Consider the following 19,385-nt stretch of genomic DNA (forward strand, 5'->3'; position numbering starts at 1 on the left):
ATGTAGTTTATATTATACAGTAAAAATGGAAATATTTCTATTTTATAAAGCATTGAAGACAAATATCTTTCTTCTTACCAATAGATTTCAGTAAACCTTCAATACTTAGATATTGTAAACTGTCAGCATCAATGAGATCTTTTATTTCATCTATACTGTATCTAGAACCGACTAACTCATGACTATTAGAAGTATTGATTCCCCAAAAGCACGGATATTTTATAATAGGAGAAGCAGCTCTAAAATGTATCTCTTTTGCGCCTGCATTCCTTAATAATTGTACAATTCTTTTACTTGTAGTTCCTCGCACAATAGAGTCATCCACTACAATTACTCTCTTGCCTTTAACGGAGTCTTTTATCACATTTAGTTTAAGTTCCAGGTTAGCTTGCCTTATTTTTTTAGAGGGTTCAATAAAAGTTCTTCCTACATATTCATTTTTTTCAAATCCTACATCATAGGGAATACTAGATGACTTTGCAAATCCAATGGCAGACAAAATTCCAGACTGAGGAACGCCTATAACTATATCTGATTCAGTAGGACATTCATCCCAAAGAGCTCTTCCTGCATTAATTCTTGATTGATAGACACTTACTCTGTCAATTATACTATCCGGCCTAGCAAAATATATGTACTCAAAAGCACAAATTGAGTGCTTAAATTTTTTACAATAATTTATTGATTTCATTCCAGTAGAATCTATTGTAATAATTTCTCCAGGATATACATCTCTTATTAATTCAGCCTTAATAGAATCTAGTGCACAGCTTTCAGAGGATAAAACAAAGGAGTTATTAAGTGTTCCTATACAAAGTGGCCTAATTCCCTTTGGATCTCTGAATCCAAATAGCTTTTCTCCAGTATAAAGCAATACTGAATATCCTCCATCTATTTGTTTTATAACCTCTAATATTGCATCTTCTAGTGTTTCACACTCGCTGTTTTCTATTAATTTTAATATTACCTCTGAATCTGTTGTGGTATTAAATTTCACACCTTTTGCCTCTAAATTAGCTCGCAGCTCTTTAGCATTTGTTAAATTCCCGTTGTGGGCAATTGCAATACTCCCACTTATTATGGGCTGCGCATTTATTATATTACTATCTCCACAAGTTGAATATCGTACATGCCCTATTGCTGAATTACCTGTAATCTCGCTAAAATTTCCTTTATTAAAAACATTAGAAACAAGTCCCATCCCCTTATAACAACTTATATTGTCACTATCAGCAACAGCTATACCACAGCTTTCTTGCCCCCTATGCTGCAGAGCATTAAGTGCAGTATATAACAAAGAAGATATATCAAGAATTTCATCACCTAAAATCCCAAATACACCACACTCATCTTCAATTTTATCTACTTGTTTACTGCTATTCATACCTGCACACTTCCTATCTTTTAAATTCTATAATTATTTACCTGATTTTCAAAGCATAGGATTTTCAATGTGCTTCTTTAAAATAAAAAAACACAAATCCATAGGATCTGTGTTTTTAAATTAACATCTTCTTAGACACGTTATGAAAACAACTTCCTACGCTGGCATTATCCAGTTCAGGTATTTAGGGTCAAAGAATTAAAGTTCTTACTCTCAGTTGGCCAATCCAACTCCCCTGTGTTTTTTTATTCACTTTTATTATCTAATAGTACCATAGGAAATCTTTTTATTCAATTTATATTCTGTTTATCTATGCTGCATTTTCTAATTCCTTCTCCTGCTGAGGTTTTATTGTGATTAAACCAATTGCTAATAAAGTGATAAAACTAGCTACTGCAAAAGGAAGTTGCTGTGAAAATGCATGTCCTAATATTCCAGACAAAACAGGTGCTATAGCAGCTCCAAGCCAACGAACAAAATTATATGCTCCTGAAGTAATGCCTCTTTCATATGGAGATACTTCCATGATATGACTAGTATATAATGCATTATTTAATCCAGAAACTAGACCTGATAGAATAATTAGTATGATTTTCCCATATAGGTTGCTCATAAAGAATAGAGATCCAGTAAAAATAAAAAATAATAATAAACTATACGGTAGAATAATCTTAGGACTAAACCTCTTCTCTAGATTATGGGAAAGAATAGCTGAACCATAAGCAAGCATTAATCCCCAACCAAAGAACACAAAACCTAATTGAATAGGTGAAACTTTTATAACAAGTGGTGAATAAGCTAATATTACGAAGAATCCGTAATAATAACACATAGAGGACATTGCTACACTAATAAAAGGACGGTATTTAATTAATTTTAATAGTTCTTTACCACCAGCTATTTTGCGCTTACTTTTATCTTTAGATTCATAAACAAAAAAGCTAACTAAAATAAAGGCAATGAATATAAGAATACAAGTAGCCATAAATGGATAACGCCAAGAATATCCACCTAAAACTCCTCCCAGTAGAGGTCCTCCAGCCATTCCAAGACCGATTGCAGCCTCGTATAAACCTATTGCATCATTTGCATCATCTGTAAATGAAATTAATAAAATCATTGCTGTAGCAAAAAACATTGAATTTCCAAGTCCCCAACCTGCACGGAAAATTGAAAGTGCAGGAATTCCATTTGAAATTCCACATAATAAAGAAAACAGTGTAACTAGACCTAATCCAATTGACATCATATTTTTATTACCTAATTTATTAGCTAAAATTCCTGATGGAATCATCATAATTGCCATAGTTAAAATATATGCTGTAAATAACATTTCAACCTGCCAAGGACTGGCACCTATATGTTCTGCAATTATTGGTAATATAGGATCAACAACACCTATGCCCATAAATGCTAAAAATGTAGCGAATACTGTAATATTTCTTGCTCGATTCTTTTTGCTTTGTACGTTACTCATAAAATTCCTCCATAAATGCATATTGTATAATTGCTTTTTGATTTTTAGTTAAAATCTTTTTTTTACCTCCTTATTCATAAGTCTTTTTAAAATTTTAATTATTAAACTTTAGAGTAATTATTATATAATTTCAAAATAATTGCTAAAGTATGACTTATCAATAATTGATATATCAATTATTTGATTAAAAAAATTACTCTAAATTTAAAATCAACTTATTTAATAAATCTTTTAATTGTTGAAACTCACTTTCATTAAAAACTGAAATATTTTCTTGGTTTATTTTTATAACCATTGGCAGCACTTCTTCATATAAATTACGACCTTTATCAGTCATATAAACTAGAAATTCTCTCCTATCATTAGATGAGTTTTCCCTCTTAATGAGCTCTTTTCTTTCAAGTATATCTAAAATTCTTGTGAGAGCTGCCCTATCTTTAAGGCATCTTTTAGCTAAATCTTTTTGATTATACCCTTCTTTTGTATATAATCCACTTAAAATTACCCACTGTTCTGTTGTAATATCGTAATCTTTAAGTGTCTTCTGTAATTTATTTTTCATTAACAATCTTGCTTTATAAACAATCCATCCAAGTGCTTCATCAAAAATATATTCCATATAATTCCCCTCTATTTAATATTTTGTTCTTTAGTATTGACTTAGTTATTGTATCAACAAAGTAATTGATATGTCAACTATCTTGTTGCATATTTCATTTCTTCAGCAAAAAAGAGTTTAGAAGCTCTATAGTTTTGCTCAATCCCTATCAAAAAGCTTCATTAACTCTTCTTTTGATAACTTATTTATAATATCACCATTTTTAAGTTCTCCTGTGATGATGTTATCAATTAATTCTTTCTTATGTTCTTGCAGCAAAATAATTTTTTCTTCTATTGTTCCTCTAGCAACTAACTTAACTACTTCTACTACATTCCTTTGACCTATTCTATGGGCTCTGTCTGTGGCTTGATTTTCTACTGCCGGATTCCACCATGGATCAAAATGAATGACTAAGCTTGCTGAGGTTAAATTAAGACCGGTACCTCCTGCCTTTAGTGAAATTAAAAATACTTTTATCTTATCACTATTGTTAAACTCATTTACTAATCTAATTCTTTCCTTAGATCCAGTAGAGCCATCCAAATAAAAGTATTGAATACCTTTTTCATTTAAGGATCTACCTATTTTTTTCAAAGCAGAAGTAAATTGAGAAAACAATAATAGTTTCCCACCGGAGGCTATCTGTTCTTCTATTAATGACATTGCAATTTTGAGTTTTCCACTTCCACCTTTATATTCGTCAAATATAAGAGATGGGTCTAAACAAATTTGTCTTAGCTTTGTCAAATAAGAAAAAACTTCTATTTTGCCGTTGGAGTTATTTTTTATTTTTCCCCGGATATCTTTTATATAGGAACCATATATTGCCTTTTGAGCTGCTGGCATTTCAACCAATATCTTTTTTTCTATTTTATCTGGTAAATCCTTTATAACTTCTTTTTTAGTTCTTCTTAAAATAAAAGGTTTTATTAATAACTTAAGGTTATCTAAATCACAGCCGCAGTCAGAAATAAACTTTTCATCAAAGGTTTCCTTAGAATATAAATATCCTGGCATTATGAAATCAAATATTGACCAAAGTTCAGTTAAATTATTTTCAATGGGGGTTCCAGTAAGTGCAAATTTCACCTTTGCTTTAATTTCTTTAATCGCTCTTGTACTTTGAGTTATTGGATTTTTTATATTTTGTGCCTCATCTATAATACAATAATCAAATTGAATATTACTGTATTTCTCAATATTATTTCTTAAAGTTCCGTAAGTAGTTAAAATTACTTCATACTCTTCTAATTTATCTAGTACCTTTTCCTGTTCTTTAATACTTCCATGTGCAATTCCAACTTTCAACCTAGGAGCAAACCTATCTATCTCATCCTTCCAATTATAAATCAGCGATGTTGGAGTAATTATTAAAGATTTTTTGTTTTCTTCTGATGTAAGAAAGGCTATTGTCTGAACTGTTTTACCTAGCCCCATCTCGTCTGCCAAAATGCCGCCAAATTCTAACTCACTTAAATTTTTAAACCATTTAAATCCACTTACCTGATATTCTCTCAATATTGCTTTCAGATTCTTTGGTAAAGCTATTTCCCTAGCATTTATCTCAGTTAACTTCTTTTCTATATCTTTTATTAGATTAATACCTTTGCCAAGTTTATAATTCTTATTATTTAGGCTTTCCCATATATATAAAGCCTTACTTTTTTCTATTTTTATTGAATCTTTTTCTATATTTTTATCATTATCCAAGGTCTCAATTAAATTAAAGAAACCTATAATACTGTCATCTTCAAAATCAATAAATCTATTATCTTTAGTTTTATAAAATCTATTATTAGACTTATAACTTTCATATATATTGCTCAGCTCTGTTTTATCAATGTCTCCAATATTATAATTAAATCTTAAATATCCATTTTCTTCGTACAAGTCTATTTCAATAAAAGATGAATCAAATATTTTTACATCTTCCATGCCCTTTCCTAACACAATATTACCTAATGAACGTATACTACTTTCTCTTGTGCTCAAAAGATTAAAAATATCATCATCCTCGCCAATAAATATAAGTTTGTCTTTTCTTTTAATAAACTTATAATATTCTAATTTCATAAGAGCTTTTTCTTCCTTATTATAATCCCTTATAAAATGTGTTTTTTTATTGCTGCTCTTTAATATGTTAACTTTTTCATTATAATAAATTGCATATACTTCACAATAGATATTGGATTCCTCTTTATAAATTAAAAATTCAAATCTTAGAGAGTTAACTCCAAATCTCTTCACATCTTCTCCAATTATAATATTATTTGAAATACTACTTATAAGAGAAATAATTGCATTATAATTTTTTATAGTTTTATTATATAAAATTTCACCTTCTTTTTGAAACTTATCATATAAAGGGCTATATATTTCAATTTGATTTTTTGAAGGTAAATAAAGTTGCCCATTAAAAAAGTATACATCTTTATTTTTATTTAAAGGAATTGGAAGTTTTTTATGTGTTGTTAACACAAAATGTTCATTTTTCTCTTTTAATGTAAAGCTAACAGGTAGGTCTCTTTTAAGAATATCTACTTTATACTCTATCCCATTGTATTTAAATAAAATTTTATTTCCGCCAACACATTCTAAAAATGCTCGTAAATCCACTGGTTGTATTATTAAGTTTCTCCTAGTATCTGATATTCCTCTATTTGAAGAAACGCATTCTTTAATAAAATCTATTACTTTTATATCATTAGTACAAATAGTATGCTGTGAAGGGTTATATGTAAACTGATTATTGAAAAAGATAGTTTCACTCTTATTTAAAGAAGAGATAAAATTCTTCAAATCAGTAATTAAATATTTATGGTCACGTCCTAGTCTAAATTCTAGTTCATAATTAGTTTTACCTTTCCAAGACTTGCAAGTTATCTTTACATCAATGCCTACTTCAACTTTTGCCTTTTTATCTTCAGGTAATTTTCTAAATGAATTATCTTCTTTACCTTTTTTCTTATGAAGTATACTTAAGAACTTGTATCCTGTGGCAGTCAAATGCTCACACATAAATAGATTTTTATTTATAGAAATTTCCTTAAAATCCTCACAAGTACAACTTACACTATCTAATTTTTTATTTGATAAATTTATTTTTATATATGTTTTATATTTATTATGATTAAGATCATTTAGCACATCTCCATATATATGATATATATTATCTATTTTTTTCCCTTTAATATTAGATACTAATCCATCTCTAAATATCTTTTCTCCACTTTTCCGCATTAGATTAGAAGACGTTTTGAAAATTATTTGTTCTAATTCCTTGAAATTCATTTTCTCACCACCCTTTCACATATAAGTCTCTAATATCTTTAATCATATAATTTTTATAATAGATAATTATTATATCATAATCAGTAAGAATAAATACCAAAAACTGCACTAGATTTCTCCACTGCAGTATAGTTATTTATTACATTTAACCCTGTGAGTGAACATAAAAACATTCTTGAATTTTCACTTAAAAATCTCTAAAATCTAAATAATTACGGAATTAGGATTCAAATATGGCACAATAAAAGTTCTCTCCTAATGAAAATTTTTCTATAGTTTTTAGTCCATTGTTATTACAAAGCTCTTCAACGTAATTTTCTGACAGCCTATGATCGATTGGAGGTCCCATTGGTGTTTTTCTCTTATGAAACTCTATTATCATAAGCTTTCCTTTTCTTTTTAAAACTCGCTTTATCTCATTTAACATATATTCTTTATCTTCTATCTCATGTAATACAGTTACCATTATAGCCATATCACAGATGTTACTGCCTAGTGGAAGTTGGATGGAGTCAACTTTCTTAATTATAAGATTTTTAGTATTTTGCTCATCCATTCTATTTTTTAGCAATTCAACCATACTATCTGATATTTCAAGGGCATAAATATCGTTACCGCTAATTTTCGCAGCTGTAAAAGAAAATATACCCGTACCAGCACCAATATCACATAGCACCATATTCTCTTTAAATCCTGTTTTTATTAATGTATTCTTTGGATTAAGCTCTGCTATTCTTATTGGATTTTCAAGTTTATTAATTTTACTATCATTCATCTAAACCATCTCCTTCTACCTAACACTTACCTTTTATTTAATAATTGTGGTATATACTAGTTAATTAACATATACCCTTTAGGGGTATGCTCTTATATTATATTAATCTATTCTGTTTGTCAAACAAAAGGAATAAAGAGAATAATAAAACTCATCATTAATTAAAAACTCTCTTTTTACTATTCTTTCTCCTGAAAACCAAGTTTCTTTTATCCGATGACTACCCGCTCTAATACTCCCTCGCACTCTGTGAAAGCGACTATCACCAAATCACAGATTTGGGATATCTGCTTTTCTCAAAGAGGGAGTAAATAGCGGCTACGTCCCTGGATTCGTTCAACTAAGAATCAGGTGGGGGTTAAATGCCTAAATGGCATTTAACGGGCAAAGCCCAGGGTCGTAGACGAACCCCCATCTGATTCAAGTTTCCACTTCATAAATACCTCCTGTATTATCAGTTCTAACTCTTAAATTAATTTTTCTAATTATTCTTCAACTTTCGATATTGATTAAATATTTTTATTAAACTGAATTTTTTACAGTTGCACTTAAATTTTTGCTGTAAAACTATATGAAAAAACTTCAAATTAATATATAATAGAAATATATCCTAAATATTAAGTATATTCTTATTTTAAAGTTTTTAGCTAAGCACTCCAGAAGAAATGGAAAATAAATAATTATAGAATAGTTACCAAGAAATCATTGTTTACAATGACTAAAAATATTACATTATTATTTAATAACTTAATTAGGAGGGAATACCTATGGATACAAAAAAACTAAACAGAATACTAAAATCAATGGAGGAGCATAAGATTCCTCAAATGATTATCTCTGATCCAACAGCTATTTTTTATTTAACAGGAAAATGGATTCATCCAGGAGAAAGATTATTAGCATTATACTTAAATGTTAATGGAAATCACAAAATTCTTATTAATGAATTGTTTCCACAAGAAAAGGATCTTGGTGTAGAAATCGTATGGTATAACGATATTCAAGACGGAGTTGAAATTTTATCCAAATTTGTAGAAAAAGATAAGGTTATGGGTATCGATAAAGTATGGCCATCTAAATTCTTATTAAGATTACAAGAACTTGGCGGAGGAAGCAAATTCGTAAATGGTTCTTTAATTGTAGACTATGTAAGAATGATAAAAGATGAAGAAGAAATTGCTATTTTGAGAGAATCATCAAGATTAAATGACCTTGTAATGGATGAGTTGATTCCATGGGTAGTAAAAGGTTTATCTGAAAAAGAATTAAATGTTAAAGTTCGTGAAATTTATAAAAAACATGGTATTAACGAAGTATCTTTCGATCCAATTACAGCATATGCTAAGGGAGCAGCAGATCCACACCATGTAACAGATGATACAAAAGGTAAATATGGAGACTGCGTTATCCTTGATATTGGAGGATTCTACAAGAACTATGCATCTGATATGACAAGAACTGTATTTATCGGTGAAATTTCCGAAAGACAGAAAGAAATCTATGATATCGTTGTAGAAGCAAACTTAAGAGGTATCGCTGCTGCAAAACCTGGAAACAGAATGTGTGACGTAGACTTAGCTGCAAGAAACTACATTGAAGAAAAAGGATACGGAAAATATTTCACACACAGAACTGGACATTCCTGTGGTTTAGAAGATCATGAATTCGGCGATGTTTCTTCCGTAAATGAAGACATTATCAAACCGGGACAATGTTTCTCTATTGAGCCAGGAATTTATCTTCCAGAAGAAGGAATAGGTGTTCGTATTGAGGACCTTGTTATCATAACTGAAGATGGCTGCGAAGTATTAAATAAGTATACAAAAGACGTAATTATTGTTCATGAATCCAAATAGACAGAAGGAGATTACTTATGAAAATTACTGAAGGCTATATGCCATATCTAGAATATAAAACCTACTATCGTATAGTGGGTGAATGTACAGGAAATAAAAAGCCATTGCTTTTATTACACGGTGGACCAGGTTCTACACATAATTATTTCGAAGTACTTGATAAAGTTGCAGAAGATGGACGTGCAGTTATTATGTATGACCAATTGGGATGTGGATTATCCGCAACACCTTCCCGTCCTGACTTGTGGTGTGCGAAGACATGGATTGAAGAATTAATCCAGTTACGTAAACACTTAGGCTTAGACGAAATTCACTTATTAGGACAATCTTGGGGAGGAATGCAGGCAATTCAATATGCTTGCGAGTACAAACCAGGAGGAATCAAGAGCTATATCTTATCCAGCACTTTACCATCTGCTGCATTATGGGAAAAGGAACAGCGTAGAAGAGTTGCATACCTTCCACAGGAAATGCAGGATGCCATTGCGAAGGCAGAAAAAACTGGAGATTATTCATCAAAAGAATATCAGGAGGCAGAAGCAGAATTCATGCTTCGTCACTGTGCAGGCAAAGTTGGACCAGATTCACCAGAATGCTTAAGACGTCCAAAAATTGCTGGAACAGAAGCTTATGTAACTGCATGGGGTCAGAATGAATTCAGCCCATCTGGTACATTAAAAGACTTTGATTTTATGAAAGAGATTGAAGATATTCAAGAACCTTGCTTAATCACCAGCGGTTTACTTGATCTTTGCTCACCACTTATTGCCAAAACAATGTATGATAAGATTCCGAATTCAGAATGGGAATTATTTGAATTCAGTCGCCATGCGCCATTCGTAGAGGAAAATGAGAAATATATAGAAGTACTTAATAAATGGTTGAATAAAAACGACTAGTCTATCACAGTGAGATGACTATTATTGTGATAGAACCTCTTAGCAACAAAAACTAAAACAGTTTTTGTTGCTAATGTTTTATATTCAAAATATCTTATATTTTCTTTGCTATCTTTACCACTGTCTCAACGTGCGTTGACTGCTAACGGTAGACAAGCTTAATTTAAATATAGAATTATAAATAGAAGATGTTGAGATAATTTTACATCTTCTATTTCATTAACATTATAAATTTAACTTATCCGTAAATTCTTTTCTAAACCCTTTCTCTTTGCCTTTATTGTAAAATGAGAGACCTATCAATTTATATTTATCATTTTCTATAATAAGACTATTCTCTATCTCGTAACTAATTTCTTTTGGTGCTAACAAAGTTTCTTCAACCTCATAAACTGCTGATGTTTCTTTAATGGCGTTACAAAAAACTCTTTCGTTCCTCTATATGGCACATAGTTTCTTTTTATCTTGTTCTCTATTTCCTTTAATATTTCTAATACGCATTGTAATAACTCTTCATTATTTATCTCACTTAAATCATCGTATTTACTGCTTAATGTTACCTCTAATCCACCTAAATAATCTTCTGAATCAAGAAATTCATTAATTGATTTTATATTTGGATAGTATTTAGTAATATTAGAAAATTTATAAAAATAGTTTTTACTAATTGCTTTTTGAATTACATTTCTTCCAAGTTCTAATAATTTATATGTTTTTCTATTTAGATTGCCAGACTTCGTTTCTTCTTGACTCTCTTCTAATATATGAGTTTCCCTTATTGAACCTGTTTTTAATGTATAACTATAACTTTTATCTACTCCCATTTGTTCTAAATTGGTAATATCCATATTTGGATTTATAACCTGCCTATTTGCAAATATAAATCCATTTTTAAAAACATTACTTTCTTTAAAGCTATCCTTTAGTTTTAAAACTACCGTCTTTTTATTATCTTCATCATCTAACAAACCTTTTTTTTTAAGCTCTTTTCTCAAATCTGAAATATATTTAGGTTCATTTGCCACAACTGCGGTTTTTTTTATTACCGCAGGGTACATTCCTTTGTAATTTACATTACTTGTGTAGGATGGATCCTGTATTTTCAATGTCTAAATCGCCTTTCGGGACGATTGCGAATCACTTGAACCCAATCATGCAAATTTTTTTTGATTTTCTATCAAGTTAATATCGGTTTTGAATTAAGTCATGTCATCCCGAAGCGCGTCAATGATATTTTCCTTTTTTATCTTGCGAGTGGCATACAGCATTGTAATGAACACGATAAAGAGCACGCTGAACACGCTGATTGCCATACTGCCCCAAGGAAATACAAAATAGAAGTTGTCCATCCTTTCTGCGGTTACAAGCCCTTTGTGAATCAGCCAAGAAGAGATTGCCGCTATTGGAAGCCCGAACAGCAACGTCCTCATGCCATAAAAAACACACTCGAAATTCATCATCTTTTGGAAATCCCGTTCAGACATACCCACCGAGCGGAGCATAGCAAGTTCCCGCCTGCGCAGCTTGATATTGGTGGAAATGGTGTTGAACACATTGGCAACCGCAATTAGTGAAATCATGATGGCAAAAACATAGGTGAAAACATCAATAACAAATGTCATACTGCGGTAGTGTTCAATTGCCGCGTACACATTGAATAGGGTATACTCAGACGTAATTCCTGTTTCCTGAATCATCGTTTCCATTTTAGCCACCGATTGTGAAGGATTCTTTGACAGAAAGCTCATTCCTACACCTGCATGGGTATCAGGGGTTTTAAACTTCTCTTTGAGGGAATAGGGGGCCACCACCATAAAAACGTATGATACCTTCTTGGAAGGTTGCTTTGAAATCGTATCCACCGGATAATTATCCACAAACGTAATGTTTATGCTTTGCGCCTGTTCCATCTTCGGCTTGTCATTTATTTGGGGAGCAACACTTAAAGTCATGGAACGATTCACAAATATATATGACCCGTCTCTCAGTCTGGCAACGGCAATCATTTTCCCGTCCTTCCCAGTATATTCTTCTCGGGGCAAGCCCAATTTTTTGATAAAACTCAGATATTCGCTGTCCTCAATAAACTGGATGTCCATTGGCAGATGAACCGTTTGGTCCGGCGCAGCATAACCTGCGTATTTTCGGTAACGGTCTGAAAAATCGCTTGCCTTAGCCGTGCATGAATACGCGAAAAGGGCTTGGTAGGAGCTTTTGTAAACCCCGTCTGCGGTTTTTAGTTTGTCGTAAAGCGGCAATATTTTGCTGTCGTCCATGTCCTGAGTGGTAAAAAAGATGTCATAATTAAAGTCCATTATAGATTGTTCTCCAAGCCGTTTCAAAGTTGTTCCAAAGGCACTTCCCGATACAAACAGCACAATGCTTAAAACAAGGGATAGCACAATGCTGCGATAGCGTTTTTTGTTTCTCTTAAAATTCTTTAATGCAAGAGTTCCCTCCAAACCGCAAATACGCTGTGCAAGTTTTGACGTTTTCACAGCTTTCGATTCGGTTTTAACTTCGCTCGTCTGGCGAATACTCTCCATCACAGGAGTCTTTCCAGCTTTCCTGGCCGGGATATAGGCTGAAATCAAAATGGTAACCAAACTGATCGCAGCTGCCGCGACAATCATTGGGATAGACACCGATAAGCTTAAATGCATGGTGCTTGAGATAATGTTACCAAACTTCTTTGCAACAATAGGAATTATAAGCCCGATACTGCCTATGCCGACTATAACGCCAATGGGGATGCCCATTGCACCAATGCAAAGTCCCTCAAACAGCACTGAATTTCGCAGTTGCTTAGCTGTGGCTCCAATAGATGAAAGAATCCCGAACTGCCGTGTGCGTTCGTTCAGCGAAATATTGAACGAGTTATAAATAAGAAAAATTGAACCTACCATTATTATGGCAACCAAAATGCCGACAACTGTGTACAGAAATGTGTTGAACAGTTTATCGTCCGAAATACCCATGAATTGCAACACTTTATCGTTAAAGATATAGCTGTGGTTTCCAGCTGTACTTTTTGCGTAAGCCTGAATTCCTCGTGGGTTTTTAAGGGTGACAAATATGCTGAAGCTGTTCCCTTGATCTTGAGTATCTGCCTTTGTTATCAAGGTGTATCCTGGTGCGGAATGTTCCTCAAAACCAGGTCTTTCGCAGATACCCACAACTGTGTAGGTTTTTTCAGCTTTTGGTACAAGAGTTTCTTTGATTTTCCCAGGCTCTCCCCCAGAAATGTAAGGGTCGTGTTGACCGAGATTTTTGTTTGTGTCCATGCGGCTTCCAACAGCAAGTGAAAGCGTGTCGCCCACCTTGAATCTAACACCGCCTTTGAGCGCAACATGAGATGGGATAAGAATCTCCCTGCTATTTTCTGGCAGTCTGCCTGTAATCAGAGTTATGGGCAAGGTATCAAAGGCTTCCTTGCTGAATCCGGCTATAAAAAGATACGGCTTTTCTGGGCTTTTCCCGCCCTTAAGTGTTGCATAGCCGATATCTTCAAAGGCTGCGGTGTTTGCAACTTCCTTGTCGTGGGTTCGCTCCTGCACGAAAGAGGAATTAACATCGAAAAACTCAACATGCCAATTGCCTTCTTTCTGGATTGCACCGTTTACCAGAAAATTTAGCATGGAAGTACCAAAGGTAGCCACTGCTGTAAACATGGCGGCAGACAGGATAACTCCAATAACCGTTACAATAGTTCGTGTGCGGCTTTTTTTCATGCTTTGCAGGGTAACTTTGTTGAAAATGTTCATGATCTCACCCTTTCATCCCGTACTACTTTGCCATCTGATATGCCGATAATGCGGTCCGCTTGCAGTGCGATATTTTCATCATGTGTGACGATGATAAGGGTCTGATTATATTTTTCATTGCTTGCTTTCAGCAGCTTGATAATTTCATGTCCATTTCGGCTGTCCAAACTGCCCGTGGGTTCATCGGCAAGCATGACCGCCGGGGCGTTCATCAAAGCACGTCCTATGGAAACGCGCTGTTGCTGACCGCCCGAAAGCTGATTGGGTAAATGTGTTTTTCGGTCTTTTAGCCCAAGCAGTTCGAGCAAGTCATTCAGCCGTTCCTTGTTGACCTTCCTCTTGTCCATTAGGATAGGCAAGGTGATGTTTTCCACCACATTCAGCGTGGGAATGAGGTTGTGAAACTGGTAAATCAGCCCAACCTGCCGCCTGCGGAAGATGGCGAGTTTTTCATTGCTTTGGGCATATACATCCTGCCCGTCCAAATACACCTTTCCGCTTGTGGGTACGTCCACGCCGCCAATGATGTGAAGCAATGTGGATTTGCCGGAGCCGGAGGAACCGATGATTGCGGTAAAATCCCCTTTTTCGATTGTAAGCGAAACGTGGTCAAGGGCGGTAACTTGGTTTTCGCCCTTGCCATAGACTTTGCATAAATTTTCAACTTTTAAAAACTCCATTATGTGAGTCTCCTTTCTTATGTTCTACCCATATAATAGAACCTTCAACTTACATCTCTGTGACATTTCGGTGAGAGATTCGTCACTTTGGAAAACGAATGGAAAACACCGCGCCGCCCTGCGGGTGATTTTTGGCGGTAATCGTCCCTCCCTGCCGTGTTATAATCATCTTGCAGAGAGCCAATCCAATCCCGTATCCTGTAGCACCTGCGTTTTTCCCACGATAGAACCTGTCAAATAGGCAGGGTAAATCTTCTTTTTCAAAGCCCGCGCCGCTGTCGTGGATGGCAATCTCGGTAAACAGTGGGTTGTCCGTGCAGACAATCTCAATCTTACCGTTATCTCCTGCGCTTTCTATGCAATTTTTGAGGATGTTTTGAATTGCTTCCGAAAGCCAACCTAAATCGCCCTGAATAATCATCCCTTTCGATGCATCTATTTGCAAAGTAATATCGTGTAGTTCCATTGGGATTAGGAACGGGCGAAGCGCGGCGCATATCAAGTTGTTTACATCTATCTGCTTGCTTTGGAACACCACAATGCCCGCGTCCAAGCGGGATAATTTCAATAGGGAAGTAATCAACCAATCCATCTGTACAAGCAATTCCTCTGTTTCCCGCACAAATGCTTTCCGCTGGTTTTCATCAGGATTATTCGTAAGCAATGACAGAATGAGGTTCGCGGATGTGAGCGGAGTTCGGAGTTGATGGGCTATGTCAGCCAGCGAATTGGCAAGATGTTCTTTTTCTTTTTTCAGCCCGTCGTTTTGTTCCCGAATACGCAGCGTCATTTTTGTTATCTCACTTTGCAGAATGGAAAGTTCGCCCTCGTCTGATTCAGCAATATACAGATGGTCAGTATTATGGAGCACAAGATCGATTTGATTTGAAATCCGTGCAAGGCTTTTGTATCTAGCTTTGGTAAAGGCGAAAAACGCTGTGCCAAAGGCCGCGGCAGAAGCAAGGGCAAGGATTCCTGCTAACCTATTTATTGCAAATCCCAGCATTACAGTAACGGCGGCCATTAAGGAGAACAAAATGGCAAACTGTCGAAACTCTCTATTCCGAAACATACTCGCCCCCCAATCTATACCCTGTACCGCGAACGGTCAGAATAATTTGCGGGCTTGCTGGGTTGTCCTCTATCTTCTCTCGTAAGCGTTTGATGTACACGGTCAATGTATTGTCATTGACAAACTCGCCCGCTGCGTCCCACAATTCGTCAAGCAGCCTGCCTCTCGTGATAATACTTTTGGGGTTGCTAATAAACACCAAAAGCAAGCGGTATTCTAATGCTGAAAGAAAAACCTCAATGCCATTTTTTTTCACAACGCCGCTTGCCGTATCGACATGAAGCCCGCGAATTTTAAAATCTGACCCAAAGCGCCCGCTTTTTCGCAGAGCGGTTCCAATTCGTGCAATCAATTCACGGGGGCGAAAAGGCTTGGTGATATAGTCGTCCGCGCCCATATTCAGCCCAGTAACAACACTGGACTCATCGCCAGAAGCCGTCAGAAAGATAACGGGAATATCTTGCATTTCTTTGATTTCCGTGCAAACCGTAAATCCATTTCCGTCAGGCAAAGAAATATCTATAAGTGCCAAGTCAAATTTATTCCCAGCAAGCGCAGCAAGGGCTTCACTCCGCGTAGGGGCGTGGGTGACTGTAAATCCCTCCGAGCGGAGTAAAAGTATAAGGTTTTTAGCAATTGCCTTATCGTCCTCAACCAAAAATATCCGTTTCATTTATTTTCACCATCCCTTACTTTACTGCTCCTATATCGTCCGTCAGCCGGTTTTTCAGCGTCAGCAGGAACAAGCCATGTATTTCCCATTTTTTTAGCTCCCTTAATCCGCCCGGCAGAGCAATGGTACACTACCATTCTGTCTGTGATTCCCCAATTTTTCGCTGCTTCTTTTGTCGTTATATAATCCAAGCATAACACCTCCATAATTTTATTATATTTCTTTTGGCAGAAATATACAAGCTGAGGTATAAAATAACGTCAGCGTGCAAAATATAGTTTGTGAAACCACGAGTGCCGATTTTATAGCCCTCTGCGGTAATGCGTAGGTTAAGCAGCTTTACCTTTTCCTCAAAGTCAAAATGCTTTTCGCCTGCTTCTGCCGGAAGAATCACAAGAATATCGTCTGCCTGTGATTTATCAAGGGCAGGCGTTGTGCTTCGTACCCTTGACAAATCCCATTCAGACAGGTAACGGGCAATTAAGCAGAATAAGGAGTATTCCTGCCAGTTTTTATCTGGCTGACTTTCAAAATGTAATTTGGGCGGTGGACGCTCCGGTTATTTTGATTGCGGCATGGCTATCACCTCCCTTCTGATTTTTGAGCAAGAAAAAAGACGCTCATTTCTGAACGTCTAAACAAGAGAAGAAGGGGTATCATTTTAACGGTACCCCTTTGATTCTCCACCTTTATTTTCTTGTATCCCCACACTCTATATCAACCACCACAGAAACATATAAAGCACCATATTTAAAACCAGCTTATTTGCTTATTATAATATCCATTCTTATAAGCGGCTACTATATCCTGCATTTTATAAAGTATCCCTAATTTTTCACATTCATCTTTAAATACTTTCCAAAGTCTTTTTGAGTTAACAGAAGAACATTCATAGCTATTTCCAAAAGTATTATTATATCTTTTAGCTAAATTACTATTTGGAAATAACTCTGTTACTTTATTATAAAAATAATCTCTTTGGTTTTGTCTAAGAGTTACTCCCATACCATAAGCCAAAATAAACTTTGCGCCGCATTCATAGGCCTTTCTTACTATATTTATGATATTCTCTTCATTATCGTTAATGAATGGTAAAATAGGCATAAGTAATACTCCAGTAAATATACCATTATCCGAAAGCTTTTTTATTGCTTTAAACCTTTCAGAGGATACACAAACATTTGGCTCAATTTTTTTACAAAGCTCATCATTAAATGTAGTAATAGTTATCTTAACAAGCACTGGTGAATGCTCCTTAATTTTTTCCAAAATATCAATATCTCTTGTAATAAGATTACTTTTAGTTGCTATTGCTACTCCAAAATTAAAAGCATTTATTTGATCAAGTGCGTTCCTTGTCAGCATCAAATCCTTTTCAAAAGGATTATAGGGATCGCTCATTGCACCTGTCCCAACGATTCCAGTTCTTCTCTTGCCTTTTAATTCTTTTCTGATAAGTTCTGTTGAATTTTCCTTTGCCCTTACCCTATCAAAGTTCTCTATACCATAACATTCACTTCTAGAATCACAATAAATACAGCCATGGCAGCATCCCTTGTAAATATTCATATTATAATTGATACCAAACCATGAGTTTTCCTTGACATACTGTGAGATTATTGTTTTTGCAGGAATATAGTCCATTTATCCTCCTTACCTACCTATTCTTCCATCTTTTTAGTGTAGGAAGAAATCTTTGTAGATTGCTTCTAGCTTCTTGTTCACTCATGTGAGGATTTGCATTTACCATGTGTGGTACACAAAACTCAATCATCTGCTCCATTGTCATATCACCTTTAAAGGCGCCATTTTCAAAACAATAAATACAGTACTCCATGTTCTTGCTTCCATCCTCATTAGTTCCAATTTCCTTTTGATCAACAAGCGGCATTCCACAGCTTTGACAATAAATTCTTTCCATTATAGACACACTCCTTTTTGTTATTTGTATCTATAATATCAAATAATATATGACAACTATATGTCATATTATATATTTTTTAAACATATTTTTAAGTCTTTTTTTAACTTCTTCTACTACATATTCAGGCTCAATAACTTCCACGCTATCTCCATAAGATAATATGTGAGAGTATACCCACTCATCATAGGGAAACTCTGCTGTTACTAAATAAGAGCCATCTGTTTCTTGTAAAATTTGATTTTCGTTATAATAATCAATAATACGATAAAGCATATTAGAATTGAATCTAAGCTTTAGTGTAACTATATTAAATTCATAATCACTTTTAGTTTTCTTAAAATACTTACTAATTTCTTTTCTTTCAAAATTTTTATCTATAGTCTTTACTTCTCTCATACGTGTAATCTTAAATACCCTGAAGCATTCTTTTTCACAGCAAAAACCTAATAGATACCAAGATTGACCTTTAAAGATAATCTTATAAGGCTTTACTACTCGGTCACTTTTAATATTTCTACAATTTACATATTTAAACTCTAGGATTTTTTGTTTTAATATGGCAGTCTTAATTTCCTCAAATCTCCTATCAATCTCGCCATTACTTCCCCAATGTGTAAAATCAACATCTACCCAATCTATAGAATTAATATTTCCAAAGATACTTTTAAGTTTTTCTATAGTATTATCTATCTGCAGTTGTTTGGTTGCTTCTAAGGTCTTAAGCGCAAAAATTATGTTTCCCCTTTCATCCTCCGATAAAATAGTTTTATCTAGGGTATAATTCTCCAAAAGAGAAATTCCTCCACCTTTTCCTTTACTCATATACACTGGTATACCTGCACTAGATAGCTCATCTATATCTCTATAAATTGTACGCTGCGACACGCTAAATCTTTCTGAAAGCTCCTTTGATGTTACTGTTCCTCTATTGAGAAGTATAATTATTATCTCCATTAATCTGTTAATTTTCATATTTATCACCAATACTA

General features: G+C 34.4%; 16 protein-coding genes and 1 riboswitch. Of the genes, 2 read left to right on the plus strand and 14 right to left on the minus strand.

Annotated features, from left to right (window positions below; all coding sequences use genetic code 11):
- Positions 1-37: 37 nt before the first annotated feature.
- The 5 genes from purF to ACZ5N4_RS14470 all read right to left on the minus strand — a co-directional run bounded on the left by purF (position 38) and on the right by ACZ5N4_RS14470 (position 7,528).
- Positions 38-1,384, minus strand: a complete 1,347-nt coding sequence (gene purF, locus ACZ5N4_RS14450) for an amidophosphoribosyltransferase (protein ID WP_464203213.1) — start codon at positions 1,382-1,384, stop codon at positions 38-40.
- Positions 1,385-1,519: 135 nt separating this feature from the next.
- Positions 1,520-1,631: riboswitch (TPP riboswitch) on the minus strand.
- 63 nt (positions 1,632-1,694) lie between these two features.
- A complete protein-coding gene (locus tag ACZ5N4_RS14455; protein WP_464203214.1) occupies positions 1,695-2,861 on the minus strand; it encodes an MFS transporter in 1,167 nt (388 codons plus the stop codon).
- 193 nt (positions 2,862-3,054) lie between these two features.
- The gene (locus ACZ5N4_RS14460; protein WP_464203215.1) at positions 3,055-3,480 is read right to left on the minus strand and encodes a MarR family winged helix-turn-helix transcriptional regulator; all 426 of its coding nucleotides are present in this window, start codon (positions 3,478-3,480) and stop codon (positions 3,055-3,057) included.
- A 138-nt stretch (positions 3,481-3,618) separates the two neighbouring features.
- Positions 3,619-6,753 carry a DEAD/DEAH box helicase gene (locus ACZ5N4_RS14465; protein WP_464203216.1) on the minus strand — a complete coding sequence of 1,045 codons (3,135 nt, stop codon included), beginning with the start codon at positions 6,751-6,753 and terminating at the stop codon, positions 3,619-3,621.
- A gap of 220 nt (positions 6,754-6,973) precedes the next feature.
- The gene (locus ACZ5N4_RS14470) at positions 6,974-7,528 is read right to left on the minus strand and encodes a class I SAM-dependent methyltransferase (RefSeq protein WP_464203217.1); all 555 of its coding nucleotides are present in this window, start codon (positions 7,526-7,528) and stop codon (positions 6,974-6,976) included.
- Between the two features lie 767 nt (positions 7,529-8,295).
- On the opposite strand from ACZ5N4_RS14470, the gene ACZ5N4_RS14475 reads away from it, so the two are divergent.
- The gene (locus ACZ5N4_RS14475) at positions 8,296-9,384 is read left to right on the plus strand and encodes a M24 family metallopeptidase (protein ID WP_464203218.1); all 1,089 of its coding nucleotides are present in this window, start codon (positions 8,296-8,298) and stop codon (positions 9,382-9,384) included.
- Between the two features lie 17 nt (positions 9,385-9,401).
- The gene (gene pepI / locus ACZ5N4_RS14480; protein ID WP_464203219.1) at positions 9,402-10,283 is read left to right on the plus strand and encodes a proline iminopeptidase; all 882 of its coding nucleotides are present in this window, start codon (positions 9,402-9,404) and stop codon (positions 10,281-10,283) included.
- Between the two features lie 365 nt (positions 10,284-10,648).
- Here the strand turns inward: pepI and ACZ5N4_RS14485 are convergent, their stop codons facing one another.
- The 9 genes from ACZ5N4_RS14485 to ACZ5N4_RS14525 all read right to left on the minus strand — a co-directional run bounded on the left by ACZ5N4_RS14485 (position 10,649) and on the right by ACZ5N4_RS14525 (position 19,368).
- Positions 10,649-11,389 (minus strand): hypothetical protein, encoded by a 741-nt coding sequence (locus ACZ5N4_RS14485; protein WP_464203220.1) that lies wholly within the window; start codon positions 11,387-11,389, stop codon positions 10,649-10,651.
- 93 nt (positions 11,390-11,482) lie between these two features.
- Positions 11,483-14,047, minus strand: coding sequence for an ABC transporter permease (locus ACZ5N4_RS14490; protein ID WP_464203221.1), 2,565 nt, complete (start codon positions 14,045-14,047; stop codon positions 11,483-11,485).
- Complete coding sequence (locus tag ACZ5N4_RS14495; RefSeq protein ID WP_464203222.1) at positions 14,044-14,727, minus strand: ABC transporter ATP-binding protein; 684 nt, start codon at positions 14,725-14,727, stop codon at positions 14,044-14,046. The genes ACZ5N4_RS14490 and ACZ5N4_RS14495 overlap by 4 nt, the downstream gene beginning before the upstream one ends.
- Positions 14,728-14,809: 82 nt before the next feature.
- Positions 14,810-15,799: a sensor histidine kinase gene (locus ACZ5N4_RS14500; protein ID WP_464203223.1), complete on the minus strand. Its 990-nt coding sequence runs from the start codon at positions 15,797-15,799 to the stop codon at positions 14,810-14,812.
- Positions 15,786-16,472 (minus strand): response regulator transcription factor, encoded by a 687-nt coding sequence (locus tag ACZ5N4_RS14505; RefSeq protein ID WP_464203224.1) that lies wholly within the window; start codon positions 16,470-16,472, stop codon positions 15,786-15,788. Before ACZ5N4_RS14505 ends, ACZ5N4_RS14500 begins: the two co-directional genes overlap by 14 nt.
- Positions 16,473-16,650: 178 nt before the next feature.
- Positions 16,651-16,926 carry a DUF961 family protein gene (locus ACZ5N4_RS14510; protein WP_464203225.1) on the minus strand — a complete coding sequence of 92 codons (276 nt, stop codon included), beginning with the start codon at positions 16,924-16,926 and terminating at the stop codon, positions 16,651-16,653.
- Between the two features lie 296 nt (positions 16,927-17,222).
- Positions 17,223-18,116 carry an SPL family radical SAM protein gene (locus tag ACZ5N4_RS14515; RefSeq protein ID WP_464203226.1) on the minus strand — a complete coding sequence of 298 codons (894 nt, stop codon included), beginning with the start codon at positions 18,114-18,116 and terminating at the stop codon, positions 17,223-17,225.
- A gap of 13 nt (positions 18,117-18,129) precedes the next feature.
- The gene (locus ACZ5N4_RS14520; RefSeq protein ID WP_464203227.1) at positions 18,130-18,393 is read right to left on the minus strand and encodes a zinc ribbon domain-containing protein; all 264 of its coding nucleotides are present in this window, start codon (positions 18,391-18,393) and stop codon (positions 18,130-18,132) included.
- 63 nt (positions 18,394-18,456) lie between these two features.
- Complete coding sequence (locus ACZ5N4_RS14525) at positions 18,457-19,368, minus strand: helix-turn-helix transcriptional regulator (protein WP_464203228.1); 912 nt, start codon at positions 19,366-19,368, stop codon at positions 18,457-18,459.
- Positions 19,369-19,385 lie beyond the last annotated feature (17 nt).

This window comes from Clostridium nitrophenolicum (assembly GCF_055391695.1).